This window comes from Virgibacillus sp. NKC19-3, from assembly GCF_019837165.1.
Classification (GTDB): domain Bacteria; phylum Bacillota; class Bacilli; order Bacillales; family Amphibacillaceae; genus Virgibacillus_L; species Virgibacillus_L saliphilus.
This window is the reverse complement of sequence record NZ_JAGYHC010000001.1, coordinates 2,430,193-2,451,968: the sequence shown is the minus strand read 5'-3', so window position 1 is coordinate 2,451,968 and position 21,776 is coordinate 2,430,193. Positions and strand designations below refer to the sequence as shown.

The following is a 21,776-nucleotide window of genomic DNA, read 5'->3' as shown; positions in this document are numbered from 1 at the left end:
ATTCCGTTTTTAAAATTCATATAGTGGATACAAGCCTACCTATGAAAAGGGGATGAAGAATGAAGCGTGTATCCACTATCACTGTAAAAAAACGAATCGTTACTGTTTTTCTTTTTGGTCTATTATTAGTAGGTGTTATTGTTTTCCGTTTAGGGTATGTTCAATTTGTGCTCGGCGAGGAACTAATGGAAAAAGCGGACGAATCATGGAGCAGAGATATAACTTTTGAGGCTGATCGTGGTAATATACTTGACAGAACTGGAGATGTTTTGGCAGAGAATGTGTCAGCCCCTTCTGTTATGGTAGTACCAAGACAAATAGAGAACCCGGAAGAAACAGCAGAGGAACTGGCAGACATTTTAGGCTTGTCTGTAGATGAAGCTTACGGATATCTTACGGAAAATGAAAACATTGTTCGTATCCACCCGGAAGGAAGGAAGATTTCCGAAACTCAGGAAGAAGCACTTCGAACACTTAATATTGATGGTATTTATCTAGCCAAAGATTCAAAGCGTCATTATCCATATGATGATAACCTAGCACATGTCTTAGGGTTTACAGGTATTGACAATCAAGGATTGATGGGGCTGGAGCTTTACTACGATGATAACCTAAGTGGGGAAGAAGGAAGCTTGTCTTATTATTCCGATGCTAAAGGTGGAAGATTGGATCAGCTTGCGGATAGTTATACGTCACCCAAAGATGGCTTAAATTTAAAAACAACCATTGACTCAAAGGTACAAACCATTATCGAGCGTGAACTTGACTTGGCTGAATCTCAATACAATCCAGATCAAGCGCTTGCTATTGCTGTGAATCCGAAAACAGGTGGAGTCTTAGGAATGTCGTCAAGACCTACATTCAATCCAGAAAACTATCAAGAAGTGGATGCTTCTATATTTGATCGAAATTTGCCTATTTGGAGCACATATGAGCCGGGATCAACCTTTAAAATTATAACCTTAGCTGCAGCTTTAGAGGAAAATATTGTAGATTTAGAGGAAGATACATTCTATGATCCAGGTTATATTATGGTTGATGACGTTAGAATTAATTCATGGAAAAAAGGTGGGCATGGGGAGCAAACCTTCTTAGAAGTTGTTCGAAATTCCTCTAACCCTGGTTTTGTTGCGTTAGGACAAAAACTTGGAGAAGAAAAACTGTTTAGCTATATTCGAAACTTTGGTTTTGGTAAAAAAACAGGTATTGATCTACAGGGTGAAGGAAATGGGATCCTGTTCAATCCCGAAGACATCGGTCCGGTTGAATTAGCAACTACTTCTTTTGGTCAGGGAGTTTCCGTGACGCCTATTCAGCAAGTGATGGCTGTAGCAGCCAGCATAAATGGCGGTTATTTATACGAACCTCACATTGCCAAGGAATGGGTTGATTCGCAAACGGAAGAAACAGTAGAAGAGTTTGAACCAGAGGTAAAAGAACGGGTAATCTCAGAATCCACTTCAGAAGAAATTCGTTATGCATTAGAAAGTGTTGTTGCACAAGGGACAGGTAGACCTGCATATGTTGATGGATATCGAGTGGGTGGAAAAACAGGAACAGCACAAAAAGTTGGTCCTGATGGAGGTTATATGGAAAATAATTATGTGGTATCATTTATGGGTTTTGCCCCGGCAGATGATCCAGAAATAGTTGTATATGTTGCTATTGATAATCCTAAAGATACGGTTCAGTTCGGTGGTGTGGTAGCTGCCCCGATAGCCGGAACAATTATAGATGATAGCTTGCGCGCGTTGGAGGTTGAACCGCGGACAAGTGGCCCGGAAAAGGATGTTCAATGGCCAGAACAACCGAAAGTAGAAGTTCCTGATTTGCTCGGACTATCAAAGGATGAACTAACAGAATATATGACAAATTTATCCATTGAAACAAATGGATCGGGGGATTATATCATTGATCAAGCGCCAAGTCCTGGAACTAAAGTTGAGGAAGGCTCAACAATGCGAATTTTCTTATCTGATGAAAATGATCGTGAATAAAGATAAAGTTTGCTATAATGTAAAAGAAATAGAAGAGGGTGCATTCTTTCACCCTCTTAAAAAAAGTACATATGTCGGATATTCTTATAGATAGGATGTTGTTCATGAAATTAACAAATATTCTTTCAGGCATACCGTTCTATGAAACTGCATCATCTTTAGAAGACATTGATATCCAGAATATAGAAATTGATTCACGAAATGTTAAATCGGGAAGTCTATTTGTATGTATAGATGGCTTCACGGTGGATGGTCATAATTATGTACATCAAGCCATTGCCAACGGTGCAGCTGCAATTCTTACTCAAAAAACGGTGACATCTTCTGTGCCTGTTGTTACTGTCTCCGATACTTCCAGAGCCCTAGCGATGATAGCAGTTAATTTTTATAACAATCCGACAAATAAAATTCCGCTTATAGGAGTTACTGGTACAAATGGGAAAACGACTGTAAGCTATTTATTGGAGACGATTTTTAAGCAAAATAAGAAAAAGACAGGGGTCATTGGCACTATAAGAATGCAAATAGGGGAAAATACGTATCCGATTAACAATACAACACCAAATTCATTATGGCTACAAAAGTCCTTTCAACAGATGCTTGATCAGAATGTAGAGCAAGCGATTATGGAGGTTTCCTCTCATGCGCTCGATATTGGCAGGGTTTATGGTTGTGATTATGACGTTGCTGTTTTTACGAATCTTTCCCAGGACCACTTGGACTATCATAAAAATATAGATGATTATTTACGTGCAAAAAGTCTTTTGTTTGCTCAATTAGGGAATACCTATAAAGAAGGTGATCCGAAATTTGCTGTTATTAATGAGGATGAACCTTCAAGCACATATATTAAAAAAAGTACAGCACAGCATGTTATAACGTATGGTTGTCAGAATAAGGCTCAGGTAATGGCTGAAGATATCAAACTGGATGCTAAAGGAACGTTTTTCAGGCTAAAGACACCCGTAGGAACCGTTTCGATCACGAGTAGGCTGATCGGAATGTTTAACGTTTATAATATGTTAGCGGCAAGTACTGCTGCAATGGCCTGGGATGTACCATTACATGTCATTAAACATGCACTTGAGCGTATACCTGGCGTAGACGGACGATTTGAGGCGGTTACCAGTGATCAATCATATGCCGTCATCGTGGATTATGCGCATACGCCTGATTCACTGGAAAATGTGTTACAAACAGTGAAAGGATTCGCCCGAAAACAAGTACATGTCGTGGTTGGGTGTGGAGGCAATCGCGATCGGACAAAACGACCACTTATGGCAGGTATTGCATTAAAATACGCGGATCATGTAATATTTACATCAGATAATCCACGTTCAGAAGACCCGCAGGCCATTTTAGATGATATGACTGCCGGTTTAGAGAGAAGTAGAGAACAATATGAAGTGATTGTGGATCGGGAAAAGGCGATTTGTCAGGCGATAGAACATGCTCAGGCTGAAGATGTTGTATTAATCGCTGGTAAAGGCCATGAAACCTATCAGCAGATTGGGCATGTGAAATATGACTTTGATGATCGAAAAATTGCGCGCAAAGCAATCCAAGCTAAGGAGAAATAGGAATGTTATTTACTACGGAATGGTTATCCCATTTTTTCACTGACTTTAGTGGAAAGGGTGAGCCTATTGCAATTGAAGAAGTATTTACTGATAGTCGTACAAAAGTGACGAACGCTTTGTTCGTTCCGATAGTCGGAGAAAATTTTGATGGGCATGACTACGTTAAGCAGGCTTTTGAAAATGGTGCCGCAGCTGTTTTATGGAGTCGGCAAAAAAGCCTGCCGACATTTTTGCAGCAAGATTTTCCAGTATTTTTTGTAGATAATACGGTAGAAGCACTACAGCAGTTAGCTGCTCATTACAGAAATGAAATTGCCCCGACTGTCATTGGAATCACCGGATCAAACGGAAAAACAACGACCAAAGATCTTGTGGCAGCTATGCTAAAGACAGCGTATCGAACGCATTATACAGATGGGAATTATAATAACCATATCGGGTTACCATTAACCATTCTATCCATGCCAAGAGATACTGACATGCTGGTGCTTGAAATGGGAATGAGTGACTTTGGAGAAATTGATTTATTATCCAGGATTGCCCGGCCGGATCACGTCATTATTACCAATATTGGTGAATCGCATATTGAATATCTAGGCTCTCGCGAAGGAATAGCAAAAGCTAAGCTGGAAATAACAAATGGCATGAAGGAAAATGGACTGATTATCGTTGATGGTGATGAGGCGTTATTAAATCAGGTCCATGTACAAAATTGCATCACCTGCGGTTTTCAACCTGGGAATGATATCACGATTAACAATGTAGATGTTATGCCTCGTCAAACAAAGTTTCAATTAGGAGATGGTGTTAGTTACACGATTCCGCTATTGGGAAGACATCATGCGTTAAATGCGACTTTTGCGATTGCGATTGGAGAGCGGCTGGGAATTGATATAGAAAAAAGAAGACAGGCGTTGTGTTCTTTAGAGCTAACAGGAATGCGCTTTGAAATGATAAAAGGAATAAATGATGTATCTATTATTAATGATGCATATAATGCTTCACCTACTTCCATGAAAGCAGCGATTGAAGTAGTGAAACAAATGGATAATTTTACGGAAAGGGTACTGATTCTTGGTGATATCCTGGAACTAGGTGAATATTCTCCAGTTATGCACCAATCTATTGCAACTGTAATTGAGGATCCAATTACAGCGGTATTCACATATGGCAATGAATCTAAATATATATCAACCGCGGTTAAAGAAAATAACAATGCCGTTTATTGCATGCATTTTACAGAAAAGGAAGATCTCATACATGCACTGCAACCCTATTTGCAAGACAGCGCATTACTTTTATTCAAAGCTTCAAGAGGTTTACAATTTGAATCGTTTATTAATGAAATAACTCATTCATAAGCTTTATGGACGGTTACTGTACAAGGAGGATAAGACGTGAATATATTTGTATTATTGATGACAATCGCTATAGCATTTTTGATTACCGTCCTTTTGTCTCCAATATTCATCCCATTTTTAAGACGTTTAAAGTTTGGACAAAGCATTAGGGAAGAAGGACCGCAATCCCATTTGAAAAAAACCGGTACTCCTACCATGGGTGGACTCATCATTGTTGTTGGCATAATTATTACATCAATTATCATGGTGAGCAAAGCAGGCGAAGATGGGATTGGTTATCAGCTTTGGTTATTATTATTAGTTTTAGTTGGATATGGAACATTAGGGTTTCTTGATGATTTTATTAAAGTAGTAATGAAACGGAATTTAGGATTAACATCGAAGCAGAAATTGGTTGGACAGGTTGTTATTGCACTTGTATTTTATTTTATTTTACGTAGTCAGGATTTCCCTACTTATATTCAAGTGCCTGGAACGGAATTTCGGTGGGAGCTCGGATGGGGGTATGCACTACTCATTATTGTAATGTTGGTTGGCTCATCCAATGCAGTTAATTTAACGGATGGGCTTGATGGGTTATTAGCCGGAACTGCTGCTATTGCTTTTGGAGCTTTCGGCATTTTAGCTTGGTATGGTCTCGCGTCGTCTGAAGTAACTATTTTTGCTTTAGCTGCTGTTGGTGCATTACTTGGATTTCTCGTATTTAATGCACATCCTGCAAAAGTGTTTATGGGGGATACCGGTTCGCTTGCGTTAGGTGGATCTATAGCTGCAATAGCTATTTTAACAAAACTGGAAATTATTTTAGTGATTGTTGGTGGAGTTTTCGTCATGGAAACACTTTCTGTTATTATTCAGGTTATTTCTTTTAAAACAACAGGCAAAAGAGTGTTTAAAATGAGCCCCTTGCATCATCATTATGAATTAATGGGCTGGTCTGAATGGCGGGTAGTAACAACATTCTGGTTAATCGGACTCGTTTTTGCCGCTCTTGGCATCTATATTGAGGTGGGCTTAGGTTGAAAAAATTAACAGATTTCAATTATACACATGTGTTAGTTCTGGGATTGGCGAAGAGTGGAACAGCAGCAACTAAACTGCTCTTGGCTAATAATAAAAACGTACGGGTAAATGACATGAAGACTAGTGAGGACGATGCTATTGTGCAAGAGCTGGTATCTATCGGAGCAGAAGTGGTTGTTGGCTCCCACCCGCTTGCCGTTCTGGCTGATATTGAAGTAATTGTTAAAAATCCCGGGATATCCTATGAAAATCCGATTGTCTTAGAAGCGCAAAATAGAAATATACCGATTATTACCGAGATTGAGCTTGCCGGAAGATTAGTGGAGGAATCCATTATTGGAATTACCGGATCCAACGGTAAAACGACAACGACAACACTTACCGAAAAAATGTTAGCTGCCAGTAATCAGCCGGTAAAAGTGGCCGGTAATATTGGTACAGTTGCTACGGATGTTGCTGGATCTCTAGCTAAAGAGGAAAAACTGGTTTTAGAGCTTTCTTCCTTTCAATTACTAGGGATTGAGAAATTTAAGCCCAAAATCGCTGTTTTGTTAAATATATATGAAGCGCACATAGACTATCATAAAACATTTGACAACTATAGAAATGCCAAATATGCTCTTTTTAAGAACCAAACAAGTGAAGATTATCTGGTTTATAATGCTGATGATTCCAATGTGATGGATGGTGTAAAATATGCAAAATCCAAAAAGGTTCCATTTTCAGTGAATCGAAAATGCGAGGATGGAGCATGGATAGATGATGAAAATATCTACTTTAAAGATGAAAAAATTATGAATCGAAAATCGGTTGTACTGGTAGGTACGCATAATCTGGAGAATATTCTGGCAGCTGTTGCAGCAGCTAAGTTGAGCGGGGCTTCGAATAAGGGTATACAGGAAGTACTAGCAACGTTTTCGGGTGTAAAACACCGATTGCAATTTGTTGATAAATTAAACGGTCGATTTTTTTATAATGATTCAAAAGCAACGAATATATTAGCAACACAAAAAGCACTTTCCTCTTTTCATCAGCCAATCATTCTATTAGCGGGAGGGCTTGACCGCGGAAATGAATTTACTGATTTAATCCCTTTTCTCAAAAATGTCAAAGGATTGATAACGTTTGGAGAGACTGCCGATAAATGGAAAAGTTTAGCTGAAGGTATAGGTATCCCAGTGATTAAGAATGCCTCAGATGTAACAAGTGCAACATTGAAAGCCTATCAATTCTCAGAAGAAGGAGATGTAATTTTATTATCACCTGCCTGTGCGAGCTGGGATCAGTACAGAACATTTGAAGAGAGAGGTGACATGTTTATACAAGCTGTGCATACACTAATGTAGGGGGCTTGTTTTTAAATAGTCATAAATATGTTGACACGCAAAGGGCCCCTCTTCCAAAAAATGGAAAAGGGGTGTTTTTTTGTTTCAACGGTTAGTTAAAGACCAAAAAAAACCTGATTATATATTATTAGCCGTCGTTTTTATTTTATTAATTGCAGGTATTATTATGGTTTATAGTGCTTCCTACGTTTGGTCGGAATATAAATTTGCAGATTCATTGTATTATGTAAAAAGACAACTACTTTTTGCAGGTGCGGGTGTGATTGCAATGTTTTTTTTCATGCTCATTCCATATAACACATGGAAAAAATATGCTAAAGTTATGTTAATAGGTTGTTTTATATTATTATTTCTTGTGTTGGTACCAGGGATCGGCATGGTTCGTGGAGGAGCACAGAGCTGGATAGGTGTTGGTGCATTTAGCATTCAGCCTTCCGAATTTATGAAACTGGGATTAATTTTCTTTTTAGCGGCATATCTAGCTACAGGCCAAAAATATATCACATCATTTAAAAAAGGATTTTTTCCTTCTATTATACTTGTATTTACTGCATTTGGATTAATTATGCTGCAACCTGATTTAGGGACAGGGATGGTACTTGTACTTACATGTATGCTTATGATTTTTGTCGCTGGGGCAAGACTATCCCATTTTCTCGGACTAGCTGCTATAGGACTTGCCGGATTTGTATTTCTTATTATTTCGGCACCTTACCGGATCAGTCGAATTACAGCTTATCTAAATCCATGGGAAGACCCTTTGGGAGATGGATTTCAGATTATTCAATCCCTTTATTCTATCGGACCAGGTGGGTTAATGGGAGTCGGTTTAGGAGAAAGCTTGCAGAAATATTTCTATTTGCCCGAACCACAGACCGATTTTATATTTGCCATATTGGGGGAGGAACTTGGTTTTATTGGCGGAACGATTGTCATTGGGCTATTTCTTTTGTTGTTATGGCGTGGTGTTAAAATTTCACTCGATGCACCTGACTTATTTGGGCGCTTCCTTGCACTGGGTATTGTATCCATGTTAATTATTCAGGTCATGATAAATATTAGTGTTGTTATTGGATTGATTCCAGTAACTGGGATTACATTACCATTTTTAAGTTATGGCGGTTCCTCTTTAACCTTAACATTATGTTCGGTAGGTGTTCTACTGAATATTAGCTACTATTCAAAAATTTAACGAATCATTTATCCCAATTTAGCTGCTGGTAAATATTTATAAAATTTTCCACTAAAAAACTAAATAAACTATGCAATGTGTACTACATGTTAGGGTGCATTATATGATATAATTCATATAACATAAAAATAGCGGCATAATTTTATGCCGTTTTTATTTCTGATAATATTTTTATAAGGGAAGAAATGGAGATGAACAAAAAGAAAGTTGTTTCAATTGAAGATCGTATTCCAAAATTAAAACAAGCACGCAAAAAAAAGGCAAATCGACGTTTAATATTCTATTTATCTATTTTTTTCATTTTAATTTCCATTATTGTCTATCTGCAATCACCTTTGAGCCATATTAAAACAATCCATGTAACAGGAAATTCGTTTTTGGAAGATGAAGAAATTATGGAACAAAGTGGGTTAACAACAAATACGAACATTTGGACCATTAACAAATCAGAAATAACAGCAACATTAACGGATAATCCGGTCATTGAATCTGCTGAGGTGAAAAGAAACCTCCCATGGACAGTAGATATTCAATTGAAGGAATACGAGAGAGTAGGATATGTGAAAGAGGAAAACAATTACTATCCGATTTTAGGAAATGGAACAACGCTACAAGAGATAGAACAAGATAATATCAATGGTGATGCTCCTCTGATTGTAGACTTTACGGAAGAAGAATATTTACATAGGATGACAGGGGAACTCCAGGAATTGCCTGATACTATCTTAAATTTAATTTCGGAAATACATTGGAAACCAACAGATGATAATCAGAATGAAATACTGCTTTATATGAATGATGGATTCCTGGTGAGTGGGACAATCAGAGATTTTGCTGATAAAATGCAGGTTTATCCTTCTATTGTTTCTCAGTTGGACCCGGAAAGTGAAGGGATTATTCATATTGGTGTTGGTGCTTATTTTGAATCATTTGATGATGAAGATGAATAGAGGCTGTTACTACAATTAAGTTCAAACCATGAATTTAGTAACGAAAGCCATATATGGGAAGAAGATAACGAATTTTATAGTAAAAATGGAATAAAATAAAGGGGATTGACTGTTTTTTGTAGAATTACCTATATATATTTTCTTTTTTACGTAATTTCCTCTAAAATAATTAATTATAGTAGAACCATAGAAATTGTAAAAATGACATCTGATTTAATCAGGTGCTGCTGAATTAGGAGGTGCCTTTCTTTGAATAACAGTGACGTACTAGTTAGTCTTGATATAGGGACAACAAAAATCAAAGTAATTATTGGAGAAGTTTTAAATGATTCACTGAATATTATTGGTGTTGGTACTGCCAAGTCCAATGGTATGAAAAAAGGTGCTATTGTTGATATTGACCAAACAGTACACTCGATCAGAAATGCAGTAGAGCAGGCGGAACGAATGGTAGGAATGCAGATTGACCGTGTCGTGGTAGGTATTAATGGAAGCCATATTCAATTGCAATCCTGTCATGGGGTGGTAGCTGTTCAAAGTGAAAATCGAGAAATTGATGATGAAGATATCACAAGGGTAATAGATGGAGCACAAGTTGTGTCCATACCACCGGAAAGGGAAATTATTGATGTCATACCTAAACAATTTATCGTTGATGGATTGGATGAAATCAATGATCCAAGAGGCATGATCGGCGTTCGTTTAGAAATGGAAGGCACGATCATTACCTGTTCTAAAACAGTTTTACATAATACATTAAAATGTGTTGAACGTGCGAATTTACAAGTGTCTGACATTTGCTTGCAGCCCCTTGCAGCAGGAACAATTGCTTTGTCTGACGACGAGAAGAATATGGGTGTGGCATTAATCGATGTTGGTGGAGGATGTTCTACTGTTTCTGTCTTTGGAAATGATCATTTAGCGTCTACAAGTGTTGTTAATTTAGGTGGGGATAATATAACGAAAGATTTATCTATTGGCCTGCGAACATCTACGGAAGAAGCTGAGGACATAAAACTCAACTATGGACATGCATTTTATGATACGGCCAGGGAAGATGAAACATTTGAAGCATCTATTATTGGAAGTAATACGAGAGAAACCTATAATCAACTGCAAATATCTGATATGATTGAAGCAAGAATGGAAGAAATCTATGCTTTTGCAGAAAGAGAAATACGGAAAATGGGCTACCAGGAATTACCTGGTGGATATGTGCTAACAGGTGGTACAATGGCAATGCCTGGTGTTTCCGAGCTTGCTCAGGATTTATTTCAATCAAATGTACGTATTGCGATCCCAGATTATATTGGTGTAAGAGAACCTCAGTTTACAGCTGGGGTAGGGATATTGCAATTTGCTTATCGTAATGCGAAAATACAAGGTAAAGAATTATTCCCTTCTGTTATTGAAAATACCAATGAACAGAGACCGCAACGAACCAAAAAACAACCAAAATCGAATGAACCAAAGGAAAAAAAGAAAAAGGAATCCGGAATTGCTAATTTGTTTAAATATTTTTTTGACTAAACCTGTTTAATCATGGTGACTCAATTGATATATTTATCCTTGAGTCATTGACGTATTAGCTTCTGGTACTCTTGTTATTTTGCATATTAGGAGGAACGAAATATGTTAGAGTTTGATACAAATATGGAAGAACTAGCTTCAATTAAGGTAATCGGTGTAGGCGGGGGCGGCAATAATGCAGTCAACCGTATGATTGAGCATGGCGTTGAAGGCGTTGAATTTATCGCTGTCAATACAGATTCACAAGCTTTAAATCTATCAAAAGCGGAAGTGAAAGTGCAAATAGGCGGTAAGTTAACCCGAGGTTTAGGTGCAGGAGCTAACCCAGATGTTGGGAAAAAAGCTGCTGAAGAAAGTAAAGAACAACTGGAGGAAGTATTACAAGGTGCGGATATGATCTTTGTTACAGCTGGAATGGGAGGAGGTACAGGAACTGGTGGCGCTTCTGTGATTGCTCAAATTGCTAAAGATCTGGGAGCCCTGACAGTTGGAGTAGTAACACGACCATTTTCCTTTGAAGGAAGAAGACGTTCCACACAAGCTATTGCTGGAATTGATGAATTGAAAAGCAGTGTCGATACATTAATTGTAATACCGAATGATCGTCTACTTGAAATCGTTGATAAAAATACACCAATGTTGGAAGCATTTCGTGAAGCCGATAATGTCCTTAGGCAAGGTGTACAGGGCATTTCCGATCTCATTGCTAAACCAGGCTTGATTAATGTTGACTTTGCAGACGTAAAAACAATTATGACGGATAAAGGGTCAGCATTGATGGGAATTGGTATTGCAACTGGAGAAACACGAGCCTCTGAAGCTGCGAAAAAAGCAATTTCATCACCATTATTGGAAACATCTATTGATGGAGCACATGGTATTTTAATGAATATTACAGGCGGCACAAACCTAAGCCTGTATGAAGTGCAGGAAGCTGCTGATTTAGTAACCTCTGCAGCAGATAATGAAGTCAATGTTATCTTCGGTTCCGTTATTAATGAAAACTTAAATGATGAAATTATTGTAACAGTTATTGCGACAGGATTTGATGAAACTACGCAAAAAGAAGATAGGAAGCAGCAACGTCCTGTCATCAATCACAAACAGCAAGCAGCTACCAGGGATAATGATGACGTGCAGAAAGAACCAAATCAGCAACAACAGCAGCAGCAACAGCGTCCAAAACAAGAGGAAGAAACGTTGGATATACCTACCTTTCTACGAAATCGCAATCGGAGAAGATAAAAGTTAAATAATCCTATATTGATAAAAAAGCAAACAAATAGCCCTTGTGTTATTTGTTTGCTTTTTTGCGTAGAATCATTTCCATATACGGTTGCCTTTACATCGTCGCCGTTGGTAGAAACTGCGACGTAGTGAAAGTAACTTTATGAGAAGGTTCTCGTTCTAATGATAGTTGAGCGTAGGGATACCGCTCCGGAAATACACTTCGCGCACCTTAGGGCGGCTGGTGAGCCCCTTCCTGACGTGCGCACTCCTGGGTCTCACCGATGCCTTTGATCCCGCTGGAGTTTCCGTGTATTTCCTCCGCTAATGTTACAGTTTCTGGCGCTAAATTTATTCAACACTGAAGTGGTTAGGCGCTTCGGTATGTTGAATATGGCTTACAAATACAGTCTAATGGTAGGAACTGGACCACCAGCGGAGGAAACACATGTAGACTCCTGCGGGAGCAAAGGCCTAGATGAGACGCCGAAGTGCGCTAGCACGAGGTGGCTCATCAGCCCCCGCGGAAAGCGAAATGTGTTTCCGTAGCGGCATCCAAGCACTCAACCATCGTTCGCAAAGAGAATTCCACACTTACGTCGCAGTTTCTATCTGTTGTGTCAAAAACAACAAATGGTTTTGGTAGGACGAACCTTTGGTACAGTCTCAATCTTTTAGAAAGCATCCTTTGCGTACAAAGATAGAATTTCCACCTCTTGTAAAATAACTACTGCGACAAACTCCCTAATAACTAGTTAAAATTAGCCCCAATATGCGCACAAAATGTGACAGACTTTGCTTATAAACTTAGATATACTTCTCTTACATCATCTTATCTATGAATCTAATAGTAATTTTTTGGAAAGGAAGAATGTAGTGACCATCTATCTTGATGCTGTCTGGACGTTGAATTTTTTTCTGGACATGATGCTTTTAATGCTCACACAAGCTTTAGCAAGAGACAGCACAAGGAAACGCAGAATAATAATTGGAGCTTTTATTGCTTCACTGCTTGTACCAATAACCATCTATTTTCCAGATTCTTTTTTTAACAGTGTTATTGGAAAGCTTCTATACTCTGTCATTATTATTTTATGCACGTTTGGGTTTTTTAGTATCTATCGAATAATGAAAATGCTCCTGTTATTTTATTTCACTACTTTTGCAATAGGAGGTGGATTAATAGCACTACATTTTCTATTACAAAGTCCGTTAGGTGTCTCTACAAATGGTATTTTAACGTTTAATAGCGGCTATGGTGATTCAATAAGCTGGATCTTTGTTGTTATAGGATTCCCTTTGGTGTGGTTATTTACGAAAGGACGTATGGACAAGCATGTCGTGGATAAAATTCGATACGACCAGATCTATCCAGTAACCATTCAATTAAAAAATAGGAGTTATTCAACAACTGGATATATTGATAGTGGAAATCAATTGATTGATCCATTAACCAAAAACCCGGTCATTATTTGTGATGAACTTTTTTTAAAACAATGGTTTACGGAAGCCGACTGGAATTTACTAAAAACTGCTCATAAAGAACTTGATTTGGAAAAAATACCTAAAAAATGGGAAAATTCTATTCAAATTGTGCCATATCGAGGCGTACAAGGTGGTAATAATTTTTTGTTTGCCATACGGCCTGATCAGCTCATTGTATACTACGGGGAACAGAAAATTATAACAAGGAAACTCGTCATTGGCATTCAGTTTGAAGCGTTAACGAAAGATCGCAGTTATCATTGTTTACTTCAACCGCAAATTATTACAAAGGCAGTTGTGCATTCTGCATAAGGGAGAGATAAATGTTGAAATCTTGGAAATTACATCTGCGCTTACAGTGGTATAATATGCTAATCAAACTCGGTGTTAAGTCTGAGGAGATTTATTATATAGGCGGAAGTGAAGCTTTGCCTCCACCACTTTCCAAAGAAGAAGAAGCAGAATTGCTGGAATTACTACCTAAAGGTGATCAAGCCGCAAGGGCATTGTTAATTGAGCGAAATTTACGTCTGGTTGTTTATATTGCCAGGAAATTTGAAAATACGGGTATAAACATAGAAGATCTGATAAGTATAGGTACCATTGGACTTATAAAAGGTGTTAATACGTTTAATCCGGAGAAAAAAATCAAATTGGCTACGTATGCATCCAGATGTATTGAGAATGAAATTTTAATGTACCTACGGAGAAATAATAAATTAAAATCTGAAATATCCTTTGATGAGCCTTTAAACATAGACTGGGATGGGAATGAGTTATTATTATCAGATGTTCTTGGAACAGATGAGGATATTATTACCAAAAATCTGGAAACAAAAGTGGACAAAAGCTTACTTAAGGATGCCTTGTCCCAATTGAATGCTCGTGAAAAGCAAATTATGGAATTGCGATTTGGATTGATTGGAGAGGAAGAAAAAACGCAGAAGGATGTAGCGGATATGTTAGGTATTTCACAGTCATATATTTCACGTTTAGAAAAAAAGATTATCAGGCGACTAAAAAAAGAATTTAATAAAATGGTTTAGCCTTGTTTCTCTAAGAATCGACGCGTTTTTACATTTTTTTCGAATGAACTTTCCTGCATAAAAATTTTCCCAGGGGGAGATACTGTCCATGAACAGCATCACCAACTGGGAGGGTTGAACATAGATGACAAGGCATAAGGTTGAGATATGTGGTGTTGATACATCGAAACTACCTGTATTAAAAAACGAAGAAATGCGTAAGTTATTTGTGAAAATGCAAGAAGGAGACGGGGAATCTGCACGTGAGGAACTGGTAAATGGAAACCTGCGTCTCGTATTAAGTGTCATTCAACGATTTAATAATCGTGGTGAATATGTTGATGATTTATTTCAAGTTGGCTGTATTGGCTTGATGAAATCCATTGACAATTTTGACTTATCACATAATGTTAGATTTTCAACATATGCTGTTCCAATGATTATCGGCGAGATAAGACGTTATTTAAGAGATAACAATCCGATTCGGGTTTCAAGATCCTTACGTGATATAGCTTATAAAGCCCTGCAAGTAAGGGAGAAATTAATTAGTAAAACGTCGAAAGAACCTACACCGATGGAGATTGCGGAAGAAATGGGAATTCCGCATTCCGACATTGTGTTTGCCATGGATGCCATTCAAGATCCGGTATCATTATTTGAACCAATTTATAATGATGGAGGAGATCCCATATTTGTAATGGATCAAATTAGTGATGAGAAAGATAAGGATTCCACATGGGCAGATAAACTTTCCTTAAAGGAAGGGATGTACCAGTTAAACGAAAGAGAAGAGATGATATTAAATAAGCGTTTTTTTCAAGGGAAAACACAAATGGAAGTAGCCGATGAAATAGGTATTTCACAAGCCCAGGTATCTCGCCTGGAAAAAGCTGCCATTAGTCAGATGAATAAGGAAATGTTTGAATAAATAACAAAGGCGGAAACGCCCGGTTAGCAACGTACAAACTGGAGTGAGATAAAGGAAACACGGTGAGCTGACAAGTGAACCGATGTTGACTTATCGTAATGGAGGAATGTGAAGTTTGCTAGTTGCTGGGCGCTGGAGCCGGACGTAGCTAATAAGGGAAAAAAGTGTAAGATCTAGAACAAAAGGAATGGGTACTTGAAAACCATTCCTTTTGTATGTGTGCCAGGCATGTGCACATTCTCTAGGGTTAAAGTCCCGAATCACGAAGGCAGTAGTAGTGGTTAGCTCAAGACAAGGGTGTCTGGGGTGACCCAGAATCTGAAGGAAGTCGGCGGCAAATCCCCGCCCTTAGGAACACGAACTTCATAGAAGGCTAGATGTACTTGGGTGAGACTGCATAACAAGTCAAAGCCCTTACTGCCAAAGGGTGCATAGAGTAAATGAAGAAGGGATATGGGGAGGAAGAGTGTGTACTTACCCTGGGAGGTCTGATAGAAACGCGGTACACATGCCGTAACTGAACATGCGAATGTTCACTGAACTATCAGAAGTCAGCCGAAGCCGTAGTACCAGATACTTCTAGAATATCTGGGAAGGGCTGAATCATTTAAGGAGAATTGCCACTTTGCGTACGCAATACTCGAAGAAGCAGAAACATGAAAACCTTCCTAATGGAAGAAGCGGTGAATCCCGCGGGGGACATTAGAAGGGCTGAGAGACATTGCCACACAAGAAGAAAGGACAATTCACGCAGGAGTTAGATAACATGTTGGAACAAATCCTATCACGGGAAAACTTAATGACAGCTCTGCATCGTGTAGAGCGCAATAAAGGAAGTCACGGAGTTGATGGAATGCCCGTACAAAACTTACGAGCGCATATCGTTGAACACTGGGCTTCTATTCGGGAACAACTGGAAACAGGAACCTACTATCCTCAGCCTGTCCGCCATTACAAAATCCGTAAAGAAGGCGGCGGTATGAGGAAACTGGGTATTCCCACCGTGTTAGACCGATTTATCCAACAAGCCATCGCACAAGTGCTCACCACGATATATGACCCGACCTTCTCGGAAAATAGCTATGGCTTCCGCCCAAAGCGTCGAGGTCACGACGCTGTAAGGAAAGCTAGGGCATACATGAAGGACGGATATCGCTGGGTGATTGATATGGATTTAGAGAAATTCTTCGATAAAGTAAACCACGACCGTTTGATGCGGACGCTAAGTCGGAGGGTCAAAGACCCGAAAGTCCTTCAGCTTATCCGCAGATTCCTGCAAGCAGGAATCATGGAAGACGGAGTGGTACATCCGAATACAGAAGGAGCGTCTCAGGGCGGACCGTTAAGTCCGCTTCTCTCAAACATTGTCCTGGATGAACTGGACAAAGAGTTAGAGAAAAGAGGACTCCATTTCGTGCGCTATGCGGATGACTTTCATATTTATGTCCGTTCGAAAAGGGCAGGACACCGAATAATGGAAAGTATCACCAACTTTATAGAGAAGAAGATGAAATTGGAAGTCAATAAAGAGAAAAGTGCGGTAGACCGCCCATGGAAACGTAAATTCCTTGGATTCTCATTCACCTTTCATAAGGAAAATCCCAAGATACGGATTGCGAAAGAGAGCATCAAACGTTTCAAGCGACGAATCCGAGAATTAACGTCTCGAAAGAAATCCATGAATATGGGGGACAGAATCGAGAAACTGAATCAATATCTCGCAGGCTGGCTGGGATACTACCAGTTAGCAGAAACACCTACGATATTCAAGGAACTCGACGGATGGATTCGAAGACGTCTACGAATGATACGTTGGAAAGAGTGGAAGAAAGTGAAAACGAAACACAAGAATCTTGTGAAACAAGGAATCAAGAAAGGAAAAGCGTGGGAATGGGCAAACACAAGAAAGAGCTATTGGCGAACCGCCAATAGCCCTATCTTGCATAGAGCACTTGGTGACCAATACTGGTCAGAACAAGGCTTGAAGAGTCTAACTAATAGCTATCTAACGAAGCGTTGGACATAAATGAAACCGCCGTATACGGAACCGTACGTATGGTGGTGTGAGAGGTCGGAGGTTAGTCACCTCCTCCTACTCGATTTTTTTGTTTTTAATTTTAAACTCACGCATATGTATAAAGTAAGGTGGTGTGAGTGGAATGATAAAATTATCTGAATTGCAAACAAAAGAAATAATTGTTATTGATGATGGAAGTCGACTGGGACATATATCCGATTTGGAAATTGATAAAGATAAAGGAAAAATACTTGCTATTATTGTTATTGAAAAGGAAAAGAAAGGTGGAATGTTTGGAAAACCGGATGAATTGATCATTCATTGGGATCAAATTGTAAGGGTTGGCTCGGATGTCATTCTGGTCAAAGAGGTCCAAGAGCCAAAATTGTATGCGGAACCTTTTGTAAATGAATAAAAAATGAATGCAGATTATGGTAAAATGGTACAAGTAGAATTTTAAGGGAGGCTGTAATGCAATGCCTGAACCATTTAAACAAACAAATGAATCTTATTTACATATAGAAGAATGGCAAAAACGAAATCCAAAGCTGCATGTTGGATTTACAACCAGAAATGGGGGATTAAGCCAGCCTCCTTTTGATACATTAAACTGTGGATTGCATGTACAGGACCAATACGATCAAATCATCGCAAATCGAGAAATTTTAGCCAATCATTTGTCGATCCCTTTGAAAAATTGGGTGGCAGGAGAACAGACACATCAAACAATGGTGAAAATGGTCCATTCTGAAGATAAAGGAAAAGGGGCTGCTTCCTATCAAAGTTCTATTAAAAAAACAGATGGTCTAATTACAAAGGAGCGAGGAATATTATGTACTGCTTTTTTTGCTGATTGTGTCCCTTTATTCTTTTATGATCCGGTATCCGAATACATTGGGATAGCGCATGCCGGCTGGAAGGGATCCGTCAATCGTATTGGTGAACAAATGGTTCAGGAATTGCAAGCGGTGGGAGTGAATCCTGCTGATCTTTTAGTAGCCATCGGTCCTTGTATATCTCAACAGTATTATGAAGTTGATGAAAATGTTATCGGGCATCTAACGACACATGATAAGAAAAAAACAGTCCTATCTAGAGAAAATAATCGTTATTTGTTAGATTTAAAACAGCTAAATGTAGAAATTCTTTTGCAATGTGGTGTATTACGTAATAATATAGGTGTAACAAATTACTGCACGTTTCAAGATCATTTGTTATTTTTTTCACATCGACGAGACAAAGGAAATACAGGGAGAATGTTAGGTTTTATAGGATTTACAACCTAATACGTAAGAGGAGTGTTGGTAATAATGGATGTAGCAACAAATCTAACGATGATTCAAAGCAATATTGGACAAGCTTGTGAAAAAAGTAATCGACATCCAAATGAAATAACAGTTATAGGCGTTACGAAATATGTTACAATAGAACGAACAAAAGAAGCCATAAATACAGGGATTAAAAACCTTGGCGAAAATCGTTCGGAAGGATTTCTGGAAAAATACAATCATATTGACAGTGATGTGAAATGGCATTTTATAGGTACGTTGCAATCAAGAAAAGTAAAAGATGTTGTCGATAAAGTAGATGCTATCCATTCTTTGGATCGCCTATCACTTGCTAAAGAAATAAATAAGCGGGCAAGTAAACAAATCGATTGTTTTGTTCAGGTGAATGTAAGTGGAGAAGAATCAAAACATGGATTGCAACCGGAAGATGTTATCCCTTTTATTAAAGAGGTTCAGAAGTATAACTACGTTCGCGTTGTAGGATTGATGACAATGGCGCCACATCTGGAAGATAACGAACGTTTGAGGGGTATTTTTAAAAGACTAGCGTTATTACGAAAGACAGTTCAACAGGAAAATTTGGCTAACGCTCCTTGTGAATTTTTATCGATGGGAATGAGTAATGATTATGAAGTAGCAATTGAAGAGGGAGCGACGCATATACGGATCGGTTCAAATCTAGTAGGATAATAATAGAAGTGAGGTGCTTATATGAGCATTAAAAATAAAATCAAAAATTATTTTACGATGGATGACGAATATGAATACGAGTATACAGAAGAAGTAGATGGTGCAGGCAAGCCAAATGTGGATCAGAAAAATCAAAATGTAGTCAATTTAACAAGCTTGCAACAGCCCTCATCGAAGGTTGTGCTTTATGAGCCAAGAACCTATAATGAAGCACAGGAAATAGCAGATAATATTGTAAATAGGAGAGCTGTTGTTATTAATCTGCAACGTTTGGAGAGCACACAAGCGAAGAGGGTGGTTGATTTTCTTAGTGGCACCGTCTATGCTGTGAACGGTGATATTCAAAAACTCGGATCTGAAACATTTCTATGCACCCCTGATAATGTCGATGTATCCGGAACAATATCCGAAAGTTATGTGGAGGAAGATGAATTTGAAAAAGGATGGTAGTAATCAATGATCCAGTTACTTAATTTATTAGATACTGCTTTAACGATTTACAGTTTTGCCTTACTTATTTATATTTTTATGTCATGGTTCCCGGGGGCGCGGGAATCATCTTTCGGTGTCTTTTTAGCAAATATCTGCGAACCGTACCTGGAAATATTCCGCCGATTTATTCCACCATTAGGTATGATTGATTTATCCCCAATTGTAGCTATTTTTGTGATACAATTTGCCAAAATGGGACTACGTGAATTATTTTTCATGCTGTTCTTCTAAGGAGGGAATGGAATGGATATTTATCAACATTTTCGAAAAGAAGAGCAGCCATTTATTGACAAGGTATTAGCTTGGGTGGAGCAGGTTGAAGCAACGTACCAATTGAGAGTAACTGATTTCCTTGATCCAAGAGAACAGCAAATAATGCACTTATTAGTTGGAGAAAACAGTGATGTTAGCATCCATTTATGTGGTGGCGGCCCGTATGCGGAAAGAAAGCGTGCTGTCATACTTCCTCCATATGAAGAGATAGCTGAAGAAGTCTTTCAGCTTACGTTGGTACAGGCAGCGTTTCAAAGCAAGTTCATATCATTGGAACATCGTGACGTGATGGGAGCTTTTTTATCGCTGGGAATAAAACGAAAAAAGCTTGGTGATATCATTGTTGAGGATGGGGTCATTCAAATTGTTATGGCCAAAGAAATTGCCCCATTTGTATTAGCTAACCTGACGGCCATTAAAAAAGCTAACGTAAAGCTTGTGGAAAAACCTTTCACTGCATTAATGGAAAAGGATATAACGTGGATGGAAACAGATCAAACTGTATCCTCATTACGATTAGATGCTGTGTTAACAGTAATTTATAATATCTCTAGAAAAGATGCTGCGGAATTTATAAAAAAACTTCAAGTTAAAGTGAATTTTAAGGTGGTTGACGATGCTAAGTTCCTTTTACAGGAGGGTGATTTACTTTCCGTCCGTGGAAAAGGAAGGAGTAAACTCGTATCCGTAAATGGACAAACAAAAAAGAACAAGTGGCGGATAACCACCGCTATATTAAAATAAATTTTTACCACATGCAGGAATTAATTGATTTATGTCGAATACGTGTTTAATGTATTTTTCATCATGAACGTTATTGTTGATAATTTCCCCTAAGGAGGTGGCCAATGTGCCATTAACACCATTAGATATTCATAATAAAGAGTTTACAAGAAGTATTCGAGGATATAATGAAGACGAAGTAAATGAATTCTTAGATCAGATCATTAAAGATTATGAGACAGTAATCAGAGAAAAGAAAGATGCAAAGGAAAAAGTGGATCAATTGGAGGAAAAGCTTGGACACTTTACCAATATTGAAGAAACATTAAACAAATCCATTTTAGTTGCGCAGGAGACTGCTGAAGAAGTGAAAGGGAGTGCGACAAAGGAATCTAAATTAATTATCAAAGAAGCAGAAAAAAATGCCGATCGCATCATTAATGATGCATTAAGTAAGTCACGCCGCATATCTATGGATGTGGAAGAGTTAAAGAAACAGGCTAAGGTATTTCGAACACGTTTGAAAATGTTGGTTGAAGCGCAACTGGATATGATTGACACAAACGATTGGGAAGATTTATTTGATGAAGAATTGGGTGAAGACCTTGATCTGGCAGAAAATAATTCATAGATCTTGACGTCTTGTGA

Annotated in this window: 20 protein-coding genes; all 20 read left to right on the top strand. The window is 38.4% G+C overall.

Going from position 1 to position 21,776, the window contains the following annotated elements; translation table 11 throughout:
- The first annotated feature begins 59 nt into the window (after positions 1-59).
- The 20 genes from KFZ56_RS11865 (at position 60) to KFZ56_RS11770 (ending at position 21,759) form a co-directional block, all read left to right on the top strand.
- Positions 60-1,997 (top strand): stage V sporulation protein D, encoded by a 1,938-nt coding sequence (locus KFZ56_RS11865; protein ID WP_222642133.1) that lies wholly within the window; start codon positions 60-62, stop codon positions 1,995-1,997.
- A 104-nt stretch (positions 1,998-2,101) separates the two neighbouring features.
- Positions 2,102-3,577, top strand: a complete 1,476-nt coding sequence (locus KFZ56_RS11860; RefSeq protein WP_222642132.1) for a UDP-N-acetylmuramoyl-L-alanyl-D-glutamate--2,6-diaminopimelate ligase — start codon at positions 2,102-2,104, stop codon at positions 3,575-3,577.
- Positions 3,578-3,579: 2 nt separating this feature from the next.
- Positions 3,580-4,938, top strand: coding sequence for a UDP-N-acetylmuramoyl-tripeptide--D-alanyl-D-alanine ligase (locus KFZ56_RS11855; RefSeq protein ID WP_222642131.1), 1,359 nt, complete (start codon positions 3,580-3,582; stop codon positions 4,936-4,938).
- Positions 4,939-4,995: 57 nt separating this feature from the next.
- Entirely contained in the window at positions 4,996-5,961 is a 966-nt protein-coding gene (gene mraY, locus KFZ56_RS11850) for a phospho-N-acetylmuramoyl-pentapeptide-transferase (RefSeq protein WP_255585339.1), read from the top strand.
- Complete coding sequence (gene murD, locus KFZ56_RS11845; RefSeq protein WP_222642129.1) at positions 5,958-7,307, top strand: UDP-N-acetylmuramoyl-L-alanine--D-glutamate ligase; 1,350 nt, start codon at positions 5,958-5,960, stop codon at positions 7,305-7,307. The genes mraY and murD overlap by 4 nt, the downstream gene beginning before the upstream one ends.
- 79 nt (positions 7,308-7,386) lie before the next feature.
- Positions 7,387-8,499 carry a stage V sporulation protein E gene (gene spoVE, locus KFZ56_RS11840; protein ID WP_222642128.1) on the top strand — a complete coding sequence of 371 codons (1,113 nt, stop codon included), beginning with the start codon at positions 7,387-7,389 and terminating at the stop codon, positions 8,497-8,499.
- Positions 8,500-8,690: 191 nt separating this feature from the next.
- Positions 8,691-9,449, top strand: a complete 759-nt coding sequence (locus KFZ56_RS11835) for a cell division protein FtsQ/DivIB (protein WP_222642127.1) — start codon at positions 8,691-8,693, stop codon at positions 9,447-9,449.
- A 249-nt stretch (positions 9,450-9,698) separates the two neighbouring features.
- A complete protein-coding gene (ftsA, locus tag KFZ56_RS11830; RefSeq protein ID WP_222642126.1) occupies positions 9,699-10,979 on the top strand; it encodes a cell division protein FtsA in 1,281 nt (426 codons plus the stop codon).
- Between the two features lie 102 nt (positions 10,980-11,081).
- On the top strand, positions 11,082-12,224 hold the full coding sequence (gene ftsZ / locus KFZ56_RS11825; protein ID WP_222642125.1) for a cell division protein FtsZ: 1,143 nt from the start codon (positions 11,082-11,084) through the stop codon (positions 12,222-12,224).
- Positions 12,225-13,082: 858 nt separating this feature from the next.
- Entirely contained in the window at positions 13,083-14,003 is a 921-nt protein-coding gene (spoIIGA, locus tag KFZ56_RS11820) for a sigma-E processing peptidase SpoIIGA (RefSeq protein WP_222642124.1), read from the top strand.
- A 14-nt stretch (positions 14,004-14,017) separates the two neighbouring features.
- Positions 14,018-14,737 (top strand): RNA polymerase sporulation sigma factor SigE, encoded by a 720-nt coding sequence (sigE, locus tag KFZ56_RS11815; RefSeq protein ID WP_255585128.1) that lies wholly within the window; start codon positions 14,018-14,020, stop codon positions 14,735-14,737.
- Positions 14,738-14,861: 124 nt separating this feature from the next.
- Positions 14,862-15,644, top strand: a complete 783-nt coding sequence (gene sigG, locus KFZ56_RS11810; RefSeq protein WP_222642122.1) for an RNA polymerase sporulation sigma factor SigG — start codon at positions 14,862-14,864, stop codon at positions 15,642-15,644.
- 766 nt (positions 15,645-16,410) lie between these two features.
- Positions 16,411-17,670, top strand: coding sequence for a group II intron reverse transcriptase/maturase (ltrA, locus tag KFZ56_RS11805; RefSeq protein ID WP_222640737.1), 1,260 nt, complete (start codon positions 16,411-16,413; stop codon positions 17,668-17,670).
- A 133-nt stretch (positions 17,671-17,803) separates the two neighbouring features.
- On the top strand, positions 17,804-18,076 hold the full coding sequence (locus tag KFZ56_RS11800) for a YlmC/YmxH family sporulation protein (RefSeq protein ID WP_222642121.1): 273 nt from the start codon (positions 17,804-17,806) through the stop codon (positions 18,074-18,076).
- A 61-nt stretch (positions 18,077-18,137) separates the two neighbouring features.
- Positions 18,138-18,947, top strand: coding sequence for a peptidoglycan editing factor PgeF (gene pgeF / locus KFZ56_RS11795; protein ID WP_222642120.1), 810 nt, complete (start codon positions 18,138-18,140; stop codon positions 18,945-18,947).
- Between the two features lie 24 nt (positions 18,948-18,971).
- The gene (locus KFZ56_RS11790) at positions 18,972-19,640 is read left to right on the top strand and encodes a YggS family pyridoxal phosphate-dependent enzyme (RefSeq protein ID WP_222642119.1); all 669 of its coding nucleotides are present in this window, start codon (positions 18,972-18,974) and stop codon (positions 19,638-19,640) included.
- A 21-nt stretch (positions 19,641-19,661) separates the two neighbouring features.
- Positions 19,662-20,090, top strand: coding sequence for a cell division protein SepF (locus KFZ56_RS11785; protein ID WP_222642118.1), 429 nt, complete (start codon positions 19,662-19,664; stop codon positions 20,088-20,090).
- 6 nt (positions 20,091-20,096) lie between these two features.
- Entirely contained in the window at positions 20,097-20,363 is a 267-nt protein-coding gene (locus KFZ56_RS11780) for a YggT family protein (RefSeq protein WP_222642117.1), read from the top strand.
- 12 nt (positions 20,364-20,375) lie between these two features.
- Positions 20,376-21,149 (top strand): YlmH family RNA-binding protein, encoded by a 774-nt coding sequence (locus KFZ56_RS11775; protein WP_222642116.1) that lies wholly within the window; start codon positions 20,376-20,378, stop codon positions 21,147-21,149.
- Positions 21,150-21,255: 106 nt separating this feature from the next.
- Entirely contained in the window at positions 21,256-21,759 is a 504-nt protein-coding gene (locus KFZ56_RS11770) for a DivIVA domain-containing protein (protein ID WP_222642115.1), read from the top strand.
- The last annotated feature ends 17 nt before the right edge of the window (positions 21,760-21,776 follow it).

Excerpts from the sequence above, each read along its gene's own strand:
- KFZ56_RS11865 (WP_222642133.1), top strand. The coding sequence starts at position 60 with ATGAAGCGTGTATCCACTATCACTGTAAAAAAACGAATCGTTACTGTT.
- KFZ56_RS11860 (WP_222642132.1), top strand. The coding sequence starts at position 2,102 with ATGAAATTAACAAATATTCTTTCAGGCATACCGTTCTATGAAACTGCA.
- KFZ56_RS11855 (WP_222642131.1), top strand. The coding sequence starts at position 3,580 with ATGTTATTTACTACGGAATGGTTATCCCATTTTTTCACTGACTTTAGT.
- mraY (WP_255585339.1), top strand. The coding sequence starts at position 4,996 with ATGACAATCGCTATAGCATTTTTGATTACCGTCCTTTTGTCTCCAATA.
- KFZ56_RS11835 (WP_222642127.1), top strand. The coding sequence starts at position 8,691 with ATGAACAAAAAGAAAGTTGTTTCAATTGAAGATCGTATTCCAAAATTA.
- ftsZ (WP_222642125.1), top strand. The coding sequence starts at position 11,082 with ATGTTAGAGTTTGATACAAATATGGAAGAACTAGCTTCAATTAAGGTA.
- sigG (WP_222642122.1), top strand. The coding sequence starts at position 14,862 with ATGACAAGGCATAAGGTTGAGATATGTGGTGTTGATACATCGAAACTA.
- ltrA (WP_222640737.1), top strand. The coding sequence starts at position 16,411 with ATGTTGGAACAAATCCTATCACGGGAAAACTTAATGACAGCTCTGCAT.
- KFZ56_RS11800 (WP_222642121.1), top strand. The coding sequence starts at position 17,804 with ATGATAAAATTATCTGAATTGCAAACAAAAGAAATAATTGTTATTGAT.
- pgeF (WP_222642120.1), top strand. The coding sequence starts at position 18,138 with ATGCCTGAACCATTTAAACAAACAAATGAATCTTATTTACATATAGAA.
- KFZ56_RS11790 (WP_222642119.1), top strand. The coding sequence starts at position 18,972 with ATGGATGTAGCAACAAATCTAACGATGATTCAAAGCAATATTGGACAA.
- KFZ56_RS11785 (WP_222642118.1), top strand. The coding sequence starts at position 19,662 with ATGAGCATTAAAAATAAAATCAAAAATTATTTTACGATGGATGACGAA.
- KFZ56_RS11780 (WP_222642117.1), top strand. The coding sequence starts at position 20,097 with ATGATCCAGTTACTTAATTTATTAGATACTGCTTTAACGATTTACAGT.
- KFZ56_RS11775 (WP_222642116.1), top strand. The coding sequence starts at position 20,376 with ATGGATATTTATCAACATTTTCGAAAAGAAGAGCAGCCATTTATTGAC.